This window comes from Chryseoglobus sp. 28M-23, assembly GCF_014789785.1.
Lineage (GTDB): Bacteria > Actinomycetota > Actinomycetes > Actinomycetales > Microbacteriaceae > Microcella > Microcella indica.
Genome location: NZ_CP061846.1, coordinates 1,884,185 through 1,902,037, shown reverse-complemented (window position 1 = coordinate 1,902,037; position 17,853 = coordinate 1,884,185). Strand labels below are relative to the sequence as shown.

Below are 17,853 nucleotides of genomic sequence, written 5' to 3'. Positions count from 1 at the left end.
CCGGGCGATGCCTAGACTGGAGCCCGACCCTGGGGAGCAATGACCGAGCACACAGCGCCGCCGGCAGCGGCATCCGATCCTGCGCCCGAGCGCCCGCGCTCGCGCCAGCGCAGCGCCCTGCTCTTCCTGCGCGATGTCGTCGTGATCGTCGCGGCGGCGCTCATCATCTCGTTCCTCATCAAGACGTTCCTCATCCGCTCCTTCTACATTCCGAGCGAGTCGATGGAGAGCACTCTTCTCGTCAACGACCGCATCATCGTCAACCAGCTCGTGCCCGACCTCGTGGCTGTCGAGCGCGGCGACGTGATCGTGTTCCGCGACCCCGGCAGCTGGCTGACGCCGGTGCCCGAGCAGCCGCGCTCGCCTCTCGAGGAGGGTGTCGACACGATTCTCACCCTGGTCGGCCTGAGCGCCTCCGACAGCGACGAGCACCTCGTCAAGCGCGTCATCGGCCTGCCGGGCGATCGCATCGTGTGCTGCAACGATCTGGGCCAGCTGAGCATCAACGGGGTGCCGCTCGACGAACCCTACGTCGTGCTGCCCGAGGGGCGCGTCGATGTGAGCGGCAATGACTTCCAGCAGGACGTCCCGGCGGGGCAGCTGTGGGTCATGGGCGACAACCGTTACGACTCGAGCGACTCGCGCATCAACGGCCCCGTGCCGATCGACGACGTCGTGGGGCGCGCATTCGTGGTCAGCTGGCCGATCGAGCGCTGGGGCTGGCTCGACAACTACCCGCTCGTCTTCGACGGGGTCGACCCCCGGCAGTGACCGTCGCCGACCCCACTCTCGAGGTCGAGAGAGCGCTCTTCGCCGAGGGCGCCCCCGTCGTGATCGGCTGCGACGAGGTCGGTCGCGGTGCGATCGCGGGCGTCGTGGCCGTGGGCGTGTGCGCGATCGTCCCTGGTGGGGATGCCCCTCCCGCGGGCCTGCGCGACTCCAAGCTGCTCAGCCCCGCCAAGCGCGAGCTGCTCGCACCCCTCGTGCACGAGTGGGCGGCCGCGGTCGCCGTGGGGGAGGCCGAGCCGGGCGAGGTGGACGCGCACGGCATCATCGCGGCCCTGGGCCTCGCCGCCCGCCGCGGCCTCATCGCCCTGCACGAGGCGGGCATCGACGTGGGTGCCTCGACGGTGCTGCTCGACGGCAGCCACGATTGGCTCACGCCGGCGCTCACCTCGCCACCGAGCATCCGGGTCAGGCCGAAGGCGGATCGTGACTGCGCCTCGGTGGCGGGCGCGTCGGTCGTCGCGAAGGTGCATCGGGATTCGCTCATGGTCGCTGATGCGACGCGGTGGCCGCAGTTCGGCTGGGACGGCAACAAGGGCTATGGAAGCCCCGCGCACCTCGCCGCGGTCGCGGAGTTCGGGCCGAGCCCCCGGCATCGGGTCACGTGGCTCAAGCTCCCCGCGACGGCCGACGGCGCGCCCGACGCGACGGTCTAGACTGCACCCGATGGACGACGACGATTTTGACGACTACGACCGCGAGGTCGAGCTCGCCCTGTACCGGGAGTACCGCGACGTGGTGTCGCAGTTCCAGTACGTGGTGGAGACCGAGCGACGGTTCTACCTGGCCAACGAGGTCGAGCAGGTCGTGCGCGAGGTCGCGGGAGACTTCTACTTCGAGCTGACCCTCACCGACGTGTGGGTGTGGGACGTCTACCGCGCCGACCGCTTCGTCAAGAGCGTGCGCGTGCTGACGTTCAAGGACGTCAATGTGGAGGAGCTCGGCAAGAAGGACCTCAAGCTGCCCCGTGAGCTCGCGATCGACGAGTAGCGGTATCGGGATGCGCCCCGCGCCCCCCAAGAACAGTTAACCCGCGCGAAACAGATCCGGCGTACTGTGATCTAGACGCTGACCCGAACGAGCGTCACCTCCGTCCTCCTACCCGAGGAGCACATCGCTGTGACCACCCGTTCTCGCGGCGCCCGCGCAGGCCTCGCCAGTGTGCTCGTGACCGCCTTCGCGGCGGCGAGCGTCGTTGCGGTGAGCTCCGCGGCGCAGGCCGCTCCTCTCGCCCCCGTCATCTCCGCCGCCGCGACCGACATCACCGGCTCCGTCTCGGTTTCGGTCGACGTTGAGGATGGCATCGAGCAGACGGTGACGGTGTGGGCCGAGTTCGTCGAGACAGGCGTCGTGACCGAGGGATGCGTCTTCACCGACACGGTCGACCGCGACTGCGTCGCGACGCTGCCCGCAGGCCAGTACGGCGACTACGAGCTCTTCGCGACGTCGACTGACGTCGACGGCACGAGCCCGGAGAGCAACAGGGTCACGGTGAGCTACGGGTCACCGGCGAGCGACCTCTCTCTCGCGTCACCGTTCGACCTCGACGCCTTCACGATCCCGACCCTCTCCGCTGAGGTCACGGGCACGGGGCCCGCGCTCGGCACGGTCGAGGTCTTCGCCTACCGAGTCGACGTCGGCATCGGCAGCGAGACGTCTCTCTGCTTCTCCGGTGTGCCGGCGTCTGGCGCCTTCTCGTGCACGGTGCCCTTCGGGGACTACGGTGTGTGGGCCGTGCGGGTCGTGGCCACCGACCTGGAGGGCGGCACGGCAGAACGGCCGGGGGGCGAGCCTGACGCTATCGCCGTGAACGTCGCCCCGCCGCAGAACGGGTTGTCGATCGCCACCGCCCCGGGTTCGCTCACCGCGACCGCGACGGGCTTGACCGAGACCGACGTCTCCGTGAGCTTCATCGTGGACTGGTTCGGCGCTGGTTCCCTCGGCGAGCGGTGCCCGGCCGGGTGGACGGGCGACTACGAGGTGCCTCCGACGGACGGCCCGTCGGTCGTCTGCCTCGTGGAGAGCGTGCCCCCGGGCATCCACCTGTTCTCGTCCGTGCAGTTCATCAACGAGACGTACTCGAGCGACCGGGGCGATGCCGTGTACGTGCCGGCGACGCCCACGATGACCGTCGAGCCGGTGCCCGGCGGCGCGATCTTCAGCGGCTCGATCGACCTGCTCGCCGAGGAGCTCGTGGAGTCGAGCACTCTGCTGGACTACGTCGAGGTCGTCGTCCGAGACTCGGAGTCGACCTTCGCGTGCTCTGCCGTCGCCGATGCCGTCACGGGTCAATGGTCGTGCACCACGCCTCTCGCTCCGGGCGGGGAGGTCTACACCGCCGTGGCCCAGAGCGTCGGGTTCTCCGACGATCCCGGGGTGCTCGGCCAGGTTGTCGACTACTGGGACGGCATCTCGACTGCCTCAGCACCGGTCGCCGCCACCATCTCCCCCGGCGTGGTGCCGCCGCCTCCCACCATGACGTACGAGTTCGGCGCTGCCTCGGTGGGAGTCACGGCCGAGGGTCTCGAGGGCTCGAGGGTCGGGGTCGAGGTCTACGACGTCGAGCCCGACGGCGAGGGCGGCTACTCGTTCGGCTTCCCGGTGGCCTCGTGCGGCGATGCGCCCGAGGGCGAAGGCGGAGGCGGCTTCGAACCCGAGTCCGCGCCCTTGTCGCCCGCGACCGTCGAGGAGTGCGTGTTCGACGACCTCGAGCCGGGCATCTGGAACTTCTACGCCGTCCAGTCGTACTACTTCGAGCAGAGCGAGTACCAGGACGACTTCGTGCTCATTCCCGAGGTTCCGACCTTCTCGGCCGCCCCGGGCTCGAACGGCCGGGTTCTCGCGAGTGGCGAGGGCGAGACCGGATTCCGCGTGCTCGTGCGCGAGCTCGGCGGGCCAGGGGCCTGCAGTGCCATCGTCGACACCGAGGGCGCGTGGAGCTGCTCGTTCTCGGGCGCATCGGGCCGCACTCTCGTGCGCGCCCAGCAGCAGTCTCAGGGCTTCGTCGCCGATCCCGGCTTCTACTACGAAGGCCTCGGCGACTCCTTCGACGGATTCTCGGCATACACCGCCCCTGTCGAGGTCGTCGTGGCCGGCCCCGCCGCGTCGCCCGCGCCCATTCCCACGCCGACGCCGGCCGTCACCCCGGCTCCGTTCTCGTGGACGCTCGAGGGCTTCGACGGGCAGAACCTGAGACCCGGGCAGCAGCTGTCGCTCTCCGCGCGCGGGCTGCCTCCCGGCACATCCGTCACGATCCAGATCTTCTCGACGCCGCGCACCCTCGGCACCTCGGTGGCGGACGCGAGCGGGCTCTTCGCCCTCGACGTGGTCGTGCCGGAGGATCTCGAGCCGGGTGAGCACACGCTCGTCGCGACCGCGACGCCGCCGGGGGGCAGCCCCTCGGAGATCTCGACCCCGGTCATGGTCGAGCCGCCTCTGGATCCTGCGGGGCAGCCGCTCGAGGAGGGTGTCGACGAGGAGGTGGAGGAGAACTCTGGCGTCGGCGAGCGCGCTGGCGGAGCATCCGGATCGATCGCTCGCGACGACCCCGCCGCACCGTCTGAATTGACGAATGCGATTCCCACGGCCGCCGAGATCTTCCGCAGCCCCATCATCACGGTGACCGCGGGAGGTCTCGCGCTCGCGATCCTCCTGCTCGTGGCGTTCCCGACCGAGCTGCTCAACTCGACCCTCTCGGCGAACACGCGCCGGTTCGGGCGGGGCTTCGCCGCCTTCGAGCGCGGCGTCGATCGCGTGACCGACTGGTTCGCCGCGGTCACGCGCACGCGCGCCGCGGCCGCCGCCGTGCTGATCGTGCTTACGAGCGTCATCTTCGGGTTCATGGACCCGTCGTTCGGGTTCGACGCCGTCTCGCTGAGACTGACCCTCGCGCTCGCGATCGGCCTCTTCCTCGTCACCTACGTGTCGTCGTGGATCAGCGGGGCGATCATCTGGCGCGCGTGGCGCATCGAGACGAGCATCGGGCTGCAGCCTGCCGCGCTCGTCTTCGCGCTCATCGGCGTCGTCATCGCGCGCCTCCTCGAGTTCTCGCCCGGCTTCCTCATCGGGCTCGTCATCGGCCTCGAGATCGTCACGCGCGTGGGCGCGCCGCACCGCCTGCGCGCCGTGCTCACCCAGCTCGGCGTGATGGTCGGCATCTCGGTGCTCGCGTGGGTCGGCTACTCGATCCTCACCGAGGCGACGGCCGGCGGCCTCGACTGGGTCACGGCGCTCGTGCTCGACTCCCTCGCGGCGGCAACGGCGGAGGGCCTCACGGCGGCGGCGGTCGCGATCCTGCCCCTCGGTTTCCTCGAGGGTCGCGAGATCTTCCAGCGGTCCAAGGCACTGTGGGTCGGCGCCTTCCTCGTGACGGCGACCCTGTTCGCGCTGCTCGTGCTGCCGACGGAGGACGGCATCGACGAGATCTCGAACGTGGGAACGTGGTTCGTCGTGCTCGTCGCGTTCGCGGTCGTCACGCTCGCGCTGTGGGCGGTGCTGCATTACACGAACCCCGACCGGCACGCGGACGACGACGGTGCCGAGCCGGAGGGTGCCGAGCCCGGGGGCGCGCAGAAGGAGTCCGCCCCGCGCTGAGGTTGCGGCGTCTCCCTCACAGCCCCGTGAGGGGTGGGGGATGCCCCGGGTCGTCTCGAGGACGCCCCCGGCGCCCGCGCGCTCGGCATTCTCGGGGGCATGACACGCACGCAAGCGCTCGGGCGCAGCGGGGAGGACCTCGCGGTCGACCACCTCGAGGCCCAGGGCTTCACGATCCTCGACCGCAACTGGCGGTGCTCGATCGGTGAGGTCGACATCGTCGCCCGAGAGGGCGCGACGACAGTGGTCGTGGAGGTCAAGACGCGGTCGGGGGCCGGGTTCGGGCATCCGCTGGCGGCGATCACGCCCGTCAAGCTCGCGCGGCTGCGTCGGCTGGCGGCGGCGTGGTGCGAGGCGCACGGCCCGGTGGACCGCCTGCGGGTCGACGCCATCTCGGTGGTCGCCGACCGCGACGGCGTCGTCATCGAGCACGTGCGGCAGGTGTGCTGATGCCCGTCGCCCGCACGCTCGCGGTCGCCCTGCACGGGGTCGACGGGGCGCTCGTCGAGATCGAGGCCGATCTCGCGAACGGACTCCCCGCGTTCACGATCATCGGCCTGCCCGACGCCGCGCTCGGCGAGGCGAAGGATCGCGTGCGGTCCGCAGCGAGCAACTCGGGGTGCGACCTGCCGAACCGCAAGGTCACCGTCAACCTCTCACCAGCATCCCTGCCCAAGCACGGCTCGGGCTTCGACCTCGGAATCGCCGTCGCTGCTCTCGCGACGACCGGCGTGGTGACAGCGGAGGCGCTCGAGGGCGTTGTGCACCTCGGCGAGCTGAGCCTCGACGGCAGACTGCGACCCGTCGCCGGGGTGCTCCCTGCGGTGCTGGCCGCCCGGCGCGCAGGGGCCAGAGCAGTCGTCGTGCCGAGCGGCAACGCCGTCGAAGCGGGGCTCGTCGCGGGAATCCGCATCGTCGGTGCGGCGAGCCTGCGGGACGTGCTCATCCATCATGGTGCCGAGCTCGAGGCCGTGCCTGTTGACCCGCTTGTCGGGGCGACCGCGGAGGAACCGGCAGGGGAGGAGGGAGACCTGAGCGACGTCGTCGGGCATCCGGAGGCCGTCGAAGCGCTGCAGGTCGCCGCCGCGGGCGGCCATCACCTCATGATGCTCGGCCCTCCCGGTGCCGGCAAGACGCTGCTCGCGACGCGACTGGCCGGGCTGCTGCCCGACCTCGAGCCCGACGCCGCGGTGGAGGTCTCCTCCGTCCGCTCGCTCGCCGGCCTGCCCGTCGGTTCCGCCCTCGTGACGCGTCCACCGGTCGAGAGTCCCCACCACAGCGCGACGATGGCCTCCCTCATCGGGGGCGGCAGCGGGCTCGTGCGGCCCGGCGCGATCTCGCGCGCTGCCCACGGAGTCCTCTTCCTCGACGAGGCGCCCGAATTCAGCGCCGCCGTGCTGGATGCTCTGCGCCAGCCGCTCGAGACCGGCCAGATCACCATCCACCGTGCGCGAGCCGTGGCTCGCTTCCCCGCGCGGTTCCAACTCGTGCTCGCGGCCAACCCGTGCCCGTGCGGCCAGGCCGAGTCCCTCGACGGGGCGTGCACGTGCACTCCCATGATGCGTCGCCGCTACCTCGGGCGGCTCTCGGGGCCGCTGCTGGACCGCGTGGACCTGCGGCTCACGGTGCGCCGCGTCGGCGCGGCCCAGATGACGGCGGGAGGAGAGGGCGCGGTGACGACGACGGCCGCGCGCGCTCGTGTCTGCTCAGCGCGCGCCCGCGCACGCGAGAGATGGGGGAGCGCCGGGTGGTCACTCAACTCCGCGGTGCCGGGAACGGTGCTGCGGTCGCCGACCTGGAGGCTCGCGCCCCGCGATCGCGCCGCGCTCGACCGCGCCCTCGAGCGGGGCGCTCTCACCATGCGCGGCTACGACCGCGTGCTGCGCATCGCGTGGTCGATCGTCGACCTCGACGGAGCCGACCGCCCGAGCGCCGACCACATCGGCCGCGCTCTCTACCTGCGACAAGGACTGTGAGGACAACCATGGAAGACGGCACGACGGTCGACTGGGGCTTCGACCCCGAGCGCATCGCCGCGCTGCTGGCTCCCCTGCGACGCTGCGCTGCGACAGTGCAGGAGAAGAGCGTGCAGGAGATGAGTGAGCAGGAAAGCTCCGAAGCGGCGCGCCGCACTCAGGACGAGCTCTTCGCGCGCGTGCTCTGGAGCGTCGTCGTCGAACCGGGCGACTCCGTCGCCGGGCTCCTCGTGCAGGCGCTCGGCCCCGTCGAGGCGGCACAGCTCCTGCTCTCGCAGCCCGCACCGGAGGCGCTTGTGCAGGCGCTCGGCTCGGAGGTCGAGCACGCTCTCGAGCTCGATGACGCGCAGCATGCCCTCGGCCGCTGGGCCCCGCGGCTTCGCTCCGGGGACGTCGTGCGCGCCCTGGAGTCGGCGGCGCACTGCGGCGCGCACCTTCTCGTGCCCGGCGACCCGGAATGGCCCCTCGCCGTCGAGGACCTGGGTGCCCACCGCCCGCACCTGCTCTGGGTGCGCGGGACGGTCGCGCTCCTCGCCCGTCCCTCTGTCGCCATCGTCGGCGCCCGCGCGGCGACCGGCTACGGCGAGCACGTCGCGATGGAGTTCGCCGCGGGGCTCGCGGGGCGCGACGTCGCCGTGGTCTCCGGCGGCGCGTACGGCATCGACGGCATGGCGCACCGCGCTGCGCTCGCGAGCGGGGGAGCGACCATCGCGGTGCTCGCGGGAGGAATCGATCGCCTCTACCCGAGTGGCCACGAGGCGCTCCTGACGCGCATCGCCCAGCAGGGCGCGCTCGTCTCCGAAGTGCCGTGCGGCACCTCACCGACGAAGTGGCGCTTCCTGCAGCGCAACCGGCTCATCGCGGCGCTCGCGCGCGCGACGGTCATCGTCGAAGCGGGCTACCGATCCGGCGCGCTCAACACGGCCCGTCACGCCGACACCCTCAGCCGGGAAGTCGGCGTCATCCCCGGTCCGATCACGAGCGCTGCGAGCGCCGGGTGCCACCGTCTGCTGCGCTCCGGCGGAGCGCAGTGCGTGACCTCCGTGCCCGAGGTCATGGAGCTCGCCTTCGGCGGAGACGCCGTCCTCGATCTCGGCGACACGGAGACGCCCGGCACCACGCGGGAACCCGCCGCCCACACGCGAGTCCTCGACGCGCTCCGACCCCGACGAGCCCAGAGCGTCGTCGAGCTCTCCCGCGCCGTCGGAGAGGAGGAGAGCCGCGTTCGCGCCGCCCTCGGCGCGCTCGAGCTCGACGGCCGCGCCGCGCTCACCCCCGCTGGAGGCTGGGTGCGCGCGCGTTCCTGAAACCCGGTCACCGGGGGCCGCTACCATTCCCCCATGACGCAGTTGGGGCAGTACCCGCCAGCAGGGCACGTCGTCGTGCACATCTCCGACACGCACCTCCTCGCCGACGGCCGCAAGCTCTACGGCTCCGTGCCCGTCGAGCAGCGCCTCGCCGACGCACTCCGCCGCCTCGAAGCCGGCCCCATCGACCCCGACGCGCTCGTCTTCACCGGCGACCTCGCCGACCTCGGCGAGCCCGACGCCTACCTGCGCCTGCGCGCCGCCGTCGAACCCGTCGCCGAACGACTCGACGCGCAGCTCATCTGGGTCATGGGCAACCACGACGAGCGCGCCCCCTACGCGAGTCTCCTCTTCGACGAAGAACCCACCGACAAGCCCCAAGACCGCGTCTACGACGTGCGCGGACTGCGCATCATCTCGCTCGACACCACCGTTCCCGGCTACCACCACGGCGGGATCACCGCCGAGCAGCTCGACTGGCTGCGCGGCGTCCTCGCCGAACCGGCACCGCACGGCACCCTCCTCGCCGTCCACCACCCGCCCGTGCCGACCCCCCTCGAAGTCATGGCCGTGCTCGAGCTGCGCGACCAGCCGGCCCTCGCCGAGGTCATCGCGGGCACCGACGTGCGCGGCATCCTCGGCGGCCACCTGCACTACTCCACCCACAGCACCTTCGCCGGCGTCCCCGTCTCCGTCGCCGCCGCCACGTGCTACACCCTCGACCTCGCCGCCGACGCGCAGCGCCTCCTCAGCGGCGTCGACGGCGGGCAGTCCTTCGACTTCGTCCACGTCTACGACGACCGCATCGTCAGCTCCACCGTGCCCGTCGGGTCCTTCCCCGAAGCGACCGGGTTCGCCGCCACCTACCGGCCCATGATCGACGCGATGCCCGCCGCGGAACGGCTCGAGAACCTCTCCAGCAAGAACTCACCGCTCAACCTCAACGAGGCCGCCGCGAACGACGACTGACTACTGCGGTGCGGTCAGCGCGCCGGTCGGCGCATCGCCGGCGTCGGGCGGCCTGACGACCCCACCGGTCGCGGCACCCTCGCGGGGCGCCGCGTGGTCGCGATACTGCTCGACGACGCGCTGCAGGTACCGGGTGATCGCCGCCTGCTCCGCTTCGTCGAAGTCGTCGAGCACCGAGTCCACCCCCGCGATCATCGGCATGATGCGCCCCATCGCGCGCGCCGTCGACGCCTCCGACGCCACCACGCGGATGCCCCTCCGATCGCTCGGGTGAGGCTCGCGCCGCACGTGCCCGAGAGCGGTGAGCCTGTCCACGACCGTCGTCGTCGCCGCTGACGTCACCCCCAGTCGCCGTGAGAGCTCCGACGGCGACAGCGGCCCGCTCATGATGAGGTGCTCCATGGCGTGCAGGTCGGTCGGGTTGACCGTGAGCTCCGAGCCGAGGGCGCGCTCGAACTCCTCCGTGACGTCCAGCAGCGCGCGCAGCAGCACCGTCGGCGGGCGCACGGCGGCCATCGACGGTGCTGCGGGCTCGGACGATTGCATGACCACCAGTTTATGACTACTGTGACTCGAAGTTCATGTAATACGACGATCTAAGTACAATCCCACCGTCGATCCGCACCCTCGGCGCGCACCGACCATTCGACTGCCCGGCACACCTGACCCCCGCGAAGGATCCCCTCACCGATGCGCTCTCTGCTCCGGTTCATCACCGCCGCCCGCACCTCCTGGATCGTGCTCGTCGTCGCCCTCGCCGCCTCCGTCGCGATCTTCGCGGCGGGCTCCGGCAACGAGGAGGAGACGGCACCGCCCGTCGGGCTGCCCGACAGCGCCGAGGCCGCGCAGGTCGAAGCGCTGCAGGAGCAGCTGCCGAGCGCCGACGGCACGTCCGCGCTGCTCGTCTTCACGCGCGAGGCCGGCGAGCTCGACGGTGACGACATCGCCGCCATCACGGAGCGCACCACCGACCTGGCCGAGCTCTCCTCCGAGGACTTCGTGCCGCCGCCCGCGGTGTCGGATGACTCCACGGTCGCCCTCGTCGCCGTTCCCCTCGACATCGTCACCGACGTCGGCGTGCAGGCCGAGCGCGCCGACGAGCTGCGCGCGGTCGCCTCCGAGGGGCTGACCGGCATCGACGTCTACCTGAGCGGAGCGGAAGGCTTCGAGGTCGACATCGCCGCCGTCTTCGAGGGGGCGGACTTCACTCTGCTGCTGACGACCGTCATCGTCGTCGCCGTGCTCCTCCTCGTCACCTACCGCAGCCCCTGGCTCTGGCTCGTGCCCCTCACGGTCGTCGGCATCGCGGACGGCCTCGCCGGCATCATCGCCGCGCGCGTCGCGGCCGCCCTCGGCATCGTGCTCGACGCCTCCGTCACGGGCATCCTCTCCGTGCTCGTCTTCGGTGCCGGGACGAACTACGCCCTCCTCCTCATCGCCCGCTACCGCGATGAGCTGCGCCTGCACGAGGACAGGCGCGAGGCCATGCGTCGTGCCGTGTTCGGCGCCGGGCCCGCGATCCTCGCGAGCGGCGGCACCGTCGCTCTCGCTCTCGCGACGCTCGTGTTCGCCGAGCTCGCGGGGAACCGCGCGCTGGGCATCGCGTGCGCGACGGGCATCATCGTCGCGATGATCTTCGCGCTCCTCGTGCTCCCGGCCGCCCTCGTGCTCTTCGGCCGCGGCCTCTTCTGGCCCTACATTCCGCGCTTCGGCGCCCCCGATGCGATCTCGCGCAGCCCGTGGGGCCGCCTGGGTCGCGGCGTCAGCAAGCGACCCGTCACCGTCGCGATCGCCGGTTTCGTGGCGCTCGGAGCGCTCGCGAGCGGGCTCCTGTTCGTGCAGGTGGGCCTCTCGCAGAACGAGCGCTTCATCGAGAAGCCCGAGGCCGTCGTCGGGCAGGAGATCCTTGCCGATGCCTTCGCCGCCGGCAGCTCGTCGCCGGCCGTGGTCATCGCGCCGGTCTCCGACGGTGACGAGGTCGTCGCGGCGCTCGCCGACGTCGAGGGCGTGGACGAGGCGACGCTCGGCGAGTCGGAGGACGACATCGTGCAGGTCGATGTCGTTCTCGCGGCCGATCCGGAGAGCGCCGAGGCGTTCGCCACGATCGAGCGGATGCGCGCCGAGCTCGACATCGTGGGTGACGGCTCGGCTCTCGTCGGCGGTCTCGACGCCCGAGCCCTCGACGTCGCGAACGCGCAGGAGCGCGACCAGGCCCTGGTCATCCCGCTCATCCTGGTGCTCGTGTTCCTCGTGCTCGCGATTCTGCTGCGGTCGCTCCTCGCGCCGCTCCTGCTACTCATCGCCGTCGTCGCGAGCTTCTTCTCGGCCGTCGGCGCCGCCTGGTTCCTGTTCCAGACCCCACTGTTCGGCTTCCCGGCGATCGACACGAACGTGCTGCTGTTCAGCTTCCTCTTCCTCGTCGCGCTCGGCGTGGACTACTCGATCTTCCTCGTCACGCGCGCGAAGGAGGAGGCTGAGCACCTCGGGGTGCGGGAAGGCATGATCCGCGGCCTCGCCGCGACGGGCGCCGTCATCACGAGCGCGGGCATCCTGCTCGCCGCCGTGTTCGCGGTGCTCGGCGTGCTGCCGCTCATCACACTCACCCAGATCGGCATCATCGTGTGCATCGGCGTGCTCATCGACACGCTGCTGGTACGCACGGTCATCGTGCCCGCGCTCGCCTTCATCTCGGGCGACCGCTTCTGGTGGCCCCGCCGGCCGACGCTCACGATCGCCGAGGCCGAGGCCCGCGGGGCGAACGCGCAGAGCGGCAGCCTCGAGGCAGAGCCTGAGCCGGTCGCCGCGCGATAGCGGGACGTGTCGCGCCCCGGGTCGCCGGCCCGGGGCGGTCATGCTGGAGGCGTGCATGAGCCGACGACAGCACTGCGTGAGGCGATCGAGGCGCACGTGCGCGCCCTCGAGCTCGAGCGCGGCGTCTCGCCGCACACGCTGCGCGCCTACCGCGGCGACCTTCTGACGCTCACCGAGTTCGTCGAGGAATGCGGTGCCGAGCCCGATCCGGCGCTGCTCGACCTCGAGCTGCTGCGCGAGTGGGTGTGGTGGCAGAACGAGCAGGGCCTCGCCGCCTCGACGCTCGCTCGGCGCACGTCGACGATGCGCGGCTTCACCGCCTGGCTCGCGCGCACCGGTCGAGCGCCGCACGACGCGGGAGCCCGCCTCAAGTCGCCGCGCGCCGACCGGCATCTGCCGCGCGTGCTCAGCCGAGCGCAGGTCGACGCGGTGCTCGACGAGCTCGCGGTACGAGCATCCACCGACGACCCCGTCGCGGTGCGCGACCTCGCGATCGTGGAGGTGCTGTACGCGAGCGCCCTGCGGGTGAGCGAGCTCGTCGGACTCGATCTCGACCGGCTCGATGCGCAGCGGCGCACCGTGCGCGTGCTCGGCAAGGGCGCCAAGGAGCGCATCGTGCCCTACGGGCTGCCCGCCCAGCGCGCCCTCTCTGCCTACCTGGAGAATGCCCGGCCGGCTCTCGCGACGCCCGCCTCGGGGGCCGCGCTCTTCCTGAGCCCCCGCGGCGCGCGCGAGTCGGCCCGCGGCGTCTACGCTCTCGTCTCCCGGCTGCTCGCCGACCGTGGGGGAAGCGGACCGGCGGGGCCGCACACCTTCCGCCACACGGCTGCGACGCACCTGCTCGACGGCGGAGCCGACCTGCGGGCCGTGCAGGAGATCCTCGGCCACGCGAGCCTCGGCACGACCCAGATCTACACGCACGTGAGCGCCGAGCGGCTGGCCTCCGTGTACCGCACCGCCCACCCGCGCGCCTGACCGCGCGCGACGGACCGCCCGACGCCGCGGCGGGCGCCGCAGGTTCGAGCGGCAGCAGCACGGCCCGCTGCAGCCCGCCCAGGTAGAGCAGCGGCGAGACGTACTCGCCCGCGAGCCGCACCCCGAGGTGCACGCACGCCCGTGCGCAGTGCCCGGGCAGCACCGTGCCGATCGCCTCGCCGACCACCACACGGTCACCCGCACTCACGATCGGGTCGACGGGCTCGACCGTCACGAGCAGAGCCCCAGACCGGATCGTCACGAGGGGCCTATCGACGACGAACCCGGCGAAGTGCACGACGCCGCTCGTCGCCGCGAGCACGGGCACCCCGCTCGCGGCCGCCGCGAGATCGATCCCTCGGTGGCCGGCACCGTAGGGGGTCGGGGGAGCGAGGAAGGGGCGCACGACGACGCGCGGCCCCTCGGTGGGCCACGTCCACTCGGCAGGAGCGCCCGGCGCGAGCCCGCCCGCCACCACGAGCACGGCGACGACGCGGGCGAGCAGAGAGCGCATGGCGAAAGAGTGGCTCGCGAGCGGGCATCCGGCCCCCCGCATCACGGACCGGTGGATGACCGGCCGCCGGTGCGTGCCCTGGGGGAGCGGTGATATGCTGACCATCGCAACCGGCTCGTTCGGTTGACTTCGCGTGCCCATCCACGGCGCACACCTCCCTCAGTCCCACTCGGGCCCCGCTAGCGCGGGGCGTGAACCGTGCGGGTGGGAGGCAGCGCCGGGCACCAGGGCTCTCGCCAACCGGTCAGAGAGCGACAACTGAGATCAAAGGAGTACGGCCATGGCCGTCGTCACCATTCGCCAGCTGCTCGACAGCGGCGTGCACTTCGGGCACCAGACCCGCCGCTGGAATCCGAAAGTCAAGCGCTTCATCCTCACCGAGCGCAGCGGCATCCACATCATCGACCTGCAGCAGTCGCTCGCCTACATAGACCAGGCCTACGACTTCGCGAAGGAGACGGTCGCCCACGGCGGCACGATCCTCTTCGTCGGCACCAAGAAGCAGGCGCAGGAGTCCATCGCCGAGCAGGCGACGCGCGTGGGCCAGCCCTACGTCAACCAGCGCTGGCTCGGTGGCCTCCTCACCAACTTCCAGACGGTCTCCAAGCGCCTCTCGCGCATGAAGGAGCTCGAGGAGATCGACTTCGACGACACGACGCAGGGCTTCACCAAGAAGGAGCTGCTCATCAAGAGCCGCGAGCTCAAGAAGCTGCACAAGTCGCTCGGCGGTATCCGCAACCTCACGAAGACGCCGAGCGCCATGTGGGTCGTCGACCCCAAGCGCGAGCACCTCGCGATCGACGAGGCCCGCAAACTGGGCATCCCCGTCATCGGCATCCTCGACACGAACGCCGACCCTGACGAGCTCGCCTACCCGATCCCCGGCAACGACGACGCGATCCGCTCCGTCTCGCTGCTGACGCGCATCATCGCGGATGCTGCTGCCGAGGGTCTCATCCAGCGCCACCAGAAGCCCGAGGCCGAGGGCAACGTCTCCGCCGTCGAGCCGCTGGCCGAGTGGGAGCGCGAGCTGCTCGAGCAGGGCACGAGCGACGCGGGGAAGGCCGAGACGCCCGCCGGTCAGACCGAGGGCGTGGGCGCGACGGTCGAGGAGAACGACGCCGATGCGGCGGTCGCCACGACCGAGCCGACGACCGACGCCGAGCCGGAGCACGCTCCCGAGGCGCCCGCCGAGGCCGAGGCGAAGATCGAGGCCGAGGCTGCGCCCGAGGAGAAGGAGCCTGCGGAGAAGAAGCCAGCCGCGAAGAAGGCGCCGGCCACGAAGGCCCCTGCTGCCGCGAAGGACGACGCTCCTGCGAAGGATGACGCCGCCGACAAGGACGACGCTCCCGCGAAGAAGGCTCCCGCCGCGAAGCCCGCTGCCAAGAAGCCCGCCGCCAAGAAGCCGGCGGCTGAGAATACCGATGCCGACGCTGCCGCGTCGGCCGACGAGAAGTAGAGGAGACCCTCCATGGCCACTGTCAGCCTGGAAGACGTCAAGACCCTGCGCGAGCGCCTCGGCACCGGCATGGTCGACACCAAGAACGCCCTCGTCGAAGCCGAAGGCGACATGGAGAAGGCCGTCGAGATCCTGCGCCTGAAGGGCGCGAAGGGCAACGCGAAGCGCGCCGACCGCTCGACGAGCGAGGGCCTCATCGCGGCGCACGAGGCAGACGGCTACGCCGTGCTCATCGAGCTCGCGTGCGAGACCGACTTCGTCGCCAAGGGCGACAAGTTCGGCGCACTGGGCTCGACGGTCCTCGCAGCCGTGAGCGCGGCCGGCGCGGCGAGTGCCGAGGAGGCGCTCGCGGCGAAGGTGGGCGACCAGACGGTCGCCGAGCTCATCGACGCCGAGGCCGCGATCATCGGCGAGAAGATGGAGCTGCGCCGCGTCGCCCGCGTCGACGGCTCCCAGTTCGAGGTCTACCTGCACCGCACCAACAAGGACCTCCCGCCGCAGGTCGGCGTCGTCGTCTCCTACACGGGTGACGACGCGGAGACGGCGCGCGGCATCGCGCAGCACATCTCCTTCGCCGACCCGCAGTACCTCACGCGCGACGACGTTCCGGCCGAGACGGTCGACAACGAGCGCCGCATCGTCGAGGAGATCAGCCGCAACGAGGGCAAGCCCGAAGCCGCTCTGCCCAAGATCGTCGAGGGTCGCGTCGGCGCCTTCTTCAAGCAGGTCGCCCTGCTCGAGCAGGACTACGCGCGCGACAACAAGCTGTCCGTCGCGCAGGTCGCCAAGGACGCCGGTATCGCCGTGACGGGCTTCGCCCGCTTCAAGGTCGGCGCCTAACGTCATCACCGCGAAAGCCCCGGGTCTGCACGAGACCCGGGGCTTTCGTCGGTCTCTGCGGCACCGTCGGTCGTCGGTGCCTGTCGTCATCGCTCGAGCACCTTCCGAGCAGCGTCGACGACGGATGCCCGCTGGAGCCCGAGCTGGGTGAGAACGCGGGCCGCCGTGCCGTGCTCGCGCTCGGCCACCGCGAGCAGCACGTGCGCCGATCGCAGCCCGCGGGGAGATCGGCGAGCGAGTCGGCGCGCCTGCTGGAAGACCTCCTGAGCGCTCACGTCGCTTCGGTAGACGCCCCGGCCCGGGGGCAGGGAGTCGTCGAGTTCGGCGTGCGTCACGCCGATCGCCCCGAGGGACTCGACGTGGACGACCGAGATCGCCGCGCGAACCGCGTCAGCGGAGACTCCCGAGGCCTCACGCGCCGAGGCGTCGTCGACGAGCAGGGAGGCGAGCAGCAGATGCTCCGCGCCCGGGGCGGAGTCGCCGAGGGCTCGGGCTTCGGTCTCGGCCGTCGTCAGCAGTGCGGTGATGAGGGCGATGTCGTGTCGAGCGGTTCGCAGGGGCACAGCATGGGTCCTTTCTAGCGGGATGCGCGTCGTGCCGGGGAGAGCCGCTTGTGGGCGGCCTGCGCGGTCATCCCCAGGGCCTGACCGATGTCTGACCACGTCCAGCGCTCCTCGAGCGCGCGATCGACCGCCTCGCGCTCGAGAGTCGCGGCGAGGCGTCGCAGCGCCACGACGGCGGCGAAGGCTTCGGCGGGGTCCTCGGGGGAGGGGATGTGCATGCTCTCGGCCATGGCGTCAACTTTAGTTGATGTTCGGGCAGAGATCAACCAAAGTTGATGGATCGCGGTATCCCCGACCCCCATCACCCCATACGCTGGAAGTGCCGTACGAGAAGAAGGAGCACACCGTGGTCGAGAAGAAGCGTCGGGTGCTGCTCAAGCTCTCGGGTGAGGCGTTCGGCGCGGGATCCCTCGGTGTCAACCCCGACGTCGTGAGCGGCATCGCGCGCGAGATCGCCGAGGCGGCGAAGGACGTCGAGGTGGCGGTCGTCGTAGGCGGCGGCAACTTCTTCCGCGGCGCCGAGCTCAGTCAGCGCGGAATGGACCGCGGCCGGGCCGACTACATGGGCATGCTCGGCACGGTCATGAACGCTCTCGCCCTGCAAGACTTCCTCGAGCAGGCCGGCGCACCCGTGCGCGTGCAGTCGGCGATCCAGATGACGCAGGTCGCCGAGCCCTACATTCCGCTGCGCGCCGTGCGCCACCTCGAGAAGGGCCGCGTGGTCGTATTCGGCGCCGGGGCGGGCCTGCCGTACTTCTCGACCGACACCGTGGCGGCGCAGCGCGCGCTCGAGATCAAGGCCGACGAGGTGCTCGTCGCCAAGAACGGCGTCGACGGCGTCTACAGCGCTGACCCGCGCCACAACCCGGAGGCCCACAAGCTCGATCGCATCACCTATCAGGACGCGCTCGTGAAGGGACTCAAGGTCGTCGACTCGACCGCCTTCAGCCTGTGCATGGACAACGGCATGCCGATGGTCGTGTTCGGCATGGAGCCCGCCGGCAACGTCGCGAAGGCGATTCGCGGCGATCACATCGGCACGCGCGTCTCGAACTGAACC

Annotated in this window: 15 protein-coding genes and 2 pseudogenes; 13 read left to right on the top strand and 4 right to left on the bottom strand. The window is 71.2% G+C overall.

The features are described from left to right. Positions 1–39 precede the first annotated feature (39 nt). The 8 genes from lepB to IE160_RS09275 all read left to right on the top strand — a co-directional run bounded on the left by lepB (position 40) and on the right by IE160_RS09275 (position 9,631). Positions 40–771, top strand: a complete 732-nt coding sequence (lepB, locus tag IE160_RS09310; RefSeq protein WP_191150897.1) for a signal peptidase I — start codon at positions 40–42, stop codon at positions 769–771. Further along, positions 768–1,442 (top strand): ribonuclease HII, encoded by a 675-nt coding sequence (rnhB, locus tag IE160_RS09305; RefSeq protein WP_191150896.1) that lies wholly within the window; start codon positions 768–770, stop codon positions 1,440–1,442. Before lepB ends, rnhB begins: the two co-directional genes overlap by 4 nt. A 10-nt stretch (positions 1,443–1,452) precedes the next feature. Next, positions 1,453–1,776: a DUF2469 family protein gene (locus IE160_RS09300; RefSeq protein ID WP_152583178.1), complete on the top strand. Its 324-nt coding sequence runs from the start codon at positions 1,453–1,455 to the stop codon at positions 1,774–1,776. A gap of 129 nt (positions 1,777–1,905) precedes the next feature. Next, entirely contained in the window at positions 1,906–5,379 is a 3,474-nt protein-coding gene (locus IE160_RS09295) for a spermidine synthase family protein (protein WP_191150895.1), read from the top strand. A 99-nt stretch (positions 5,380–5,478) separates the two neighbouring features. Further along, the gene (locus IE160_RS09290) at positions 5,479–5,829 is read left to right on the top strand and encodes a YraN family protein (protein WP_179872338.1); all 351 of its coding nucleotides are present in this window, start codon (positions 5,479–5,481) and stop codon (positions 5,827–5,829) included. Further along, complete coding sequence (locus tag IE160_RS09285) at positions 5,829–7,355, top strand: YifB family Mg chelatase-like AAA ATPase (protein WP_191150894.1); 1,527 nt, start codon at positions 5,829–5,831, stop codon at positions 7,353–7,355. Before IE160_RS09290 ends, IE160_RS09285 begins: the two co-directional genes overlap by 1 nt. Before the next feature lie 8 nt (positions 7,356–7,363). Continuing rightward, the gene (dprA, locus tag IE160_RS09280) at positions 7,364–8,662 is read left to right on the top strand and encodes a DNA-processing protein DprA (protein ID WP_224744437.1); all 1,299 of its coding nucleotides are present in this window, start codon (positions 7,364–7,366) and stop codon (positions 8,660–8,662) included. Between the two features lie 33 nt (positions 8,663–8,695). Then, positions 8,696–9,631: a phosphodiesterase gene (locus IE160_RS09275; RefSeq protein WP_191150893.1), complete on the top strand. Its 936-nt coding sequence runs from the start codon at positions 8,696–8,698 to the stop codon at positions 9,629–9,631. On the opposite strand, the gene IE160_RS09270 is transcribed toward IE160_RS09275, so the two are convergent. Beyond that, positions 9,632–10,177, bottom strand: coding sequence for a MarR family winged helix-turn-helix transcriptional regulator (locus IE160_RS09270; protein ID WP_224744436.1), 546 nt, complete (start codon positions 10,175–10,177; stop codon positions 9,632–9,634). 144 nt (positions 10,178–10,321) lie between these two features. Here IE160_RS09270 and IE160_RS09265 point away from each other — a divergent pair, with 144 nt between their 5' ends. Together IE160_RS09265 and IE160_RS09260 are read left to right on the top strand one after the other, a co-directional pair. Further along, complete coding sequence (locus IE160_RS09265; protein ID WP_191150892.1) at positions 10,322–12,442, top strand: MMPL family transporter; 2,121 nt, start codon at positions 10,322–10,324, stop codon at positions 12,440–12,442. A 51-nt stretch (positions 12,443–12,493) separates the two neighbouring features. Next, entirely contained in the window at positions 12,494–13,417 is a 924-nt protein-coding gene (locus IE160_RS09260; protein WP_224744435.1) for a tyrosine recombinase XerC, read from the top strand. Positions 13,418–13,568: 151 nt separating this feature from the next. Here IE160_RS09260 and IE160_RS09255 read toward each other — a convergent pair. After that, positions 13,569–13,931, bottom strand: a pseudogene (locus IE160_RS09255) (peptidoglycan DD-metalloendopeptidase family protein); the annotation flags it as partial. Between the two features lie 280 nt (positions 13,932–14,211). Here IE160_RS09255 and rpsB point away from each other — a divergent pair. Beyond that, positions 14,212–15,183 (top strand): annotated as a pseudogene (rpsB, locus tag IE160_RS09250) (30S ribosomal protein S2); the annotation flags it as partial. A gap of 219 nt (positions 15,184–15,402) precedes the next feature. After that, positions 15,403–16,230 (top strand): translation elongation factor Ts, encoded by an 828-nt coding sequence (gene tsf, locus IE160_RS09245; RefSeq protein WP_179872320.1) that lies wholly within the window; start codon positions 15,403–15,405, stop codon positions 16,228–16,230. A gap of 86 nt (positions 16,231–16,316) precedes the next feature. Here the strand turns inward: tsf and IE160_RS09240 are convergent, their stop codons facing one another. Continuing rightward, a complete protein-coding gene (locus IE160_RS09240; RefSeq protein ID WP_179872319.1) occupies positions 16,317–16,793 on the bottom strand; it encodes a Clp protease N-terminal domain-containing protein in 477 nt (158 codons plus the stop codon). A 14-nt stretch (positions 16,794–16,807) separates the two neighbouring features. Further along, positions 16,808–17,023: a helix-turn-helix domain-containing protein gene (locus IE160_RS09235; RefSeq protein ID WP_179872318.1), complete on the bottom strand. Its 216-nt coding sequence runs from the start codon at positions 17,021–17,023 to the stop codon at positions 16,808–16,810. Positions 17,024–17,112: 89 nt separating this feature from the next. Between IE160_RS09235 and pyrH the strand changes: the two genes are divergently transcribed. Beyond that, on the top strand, positions 17,113–17,850 hold the full coding sequence (gene pyrH / locus IE160_RS09230) for a UMP kinase (RefSeq protein ID WP_431356462.1): 738 nt from the start codon (positions 17,113–17,115) through the stop codon (positions 17,848–17,850). Positions 17,851–17,853 lie beyond the last annotated feature (3 nt).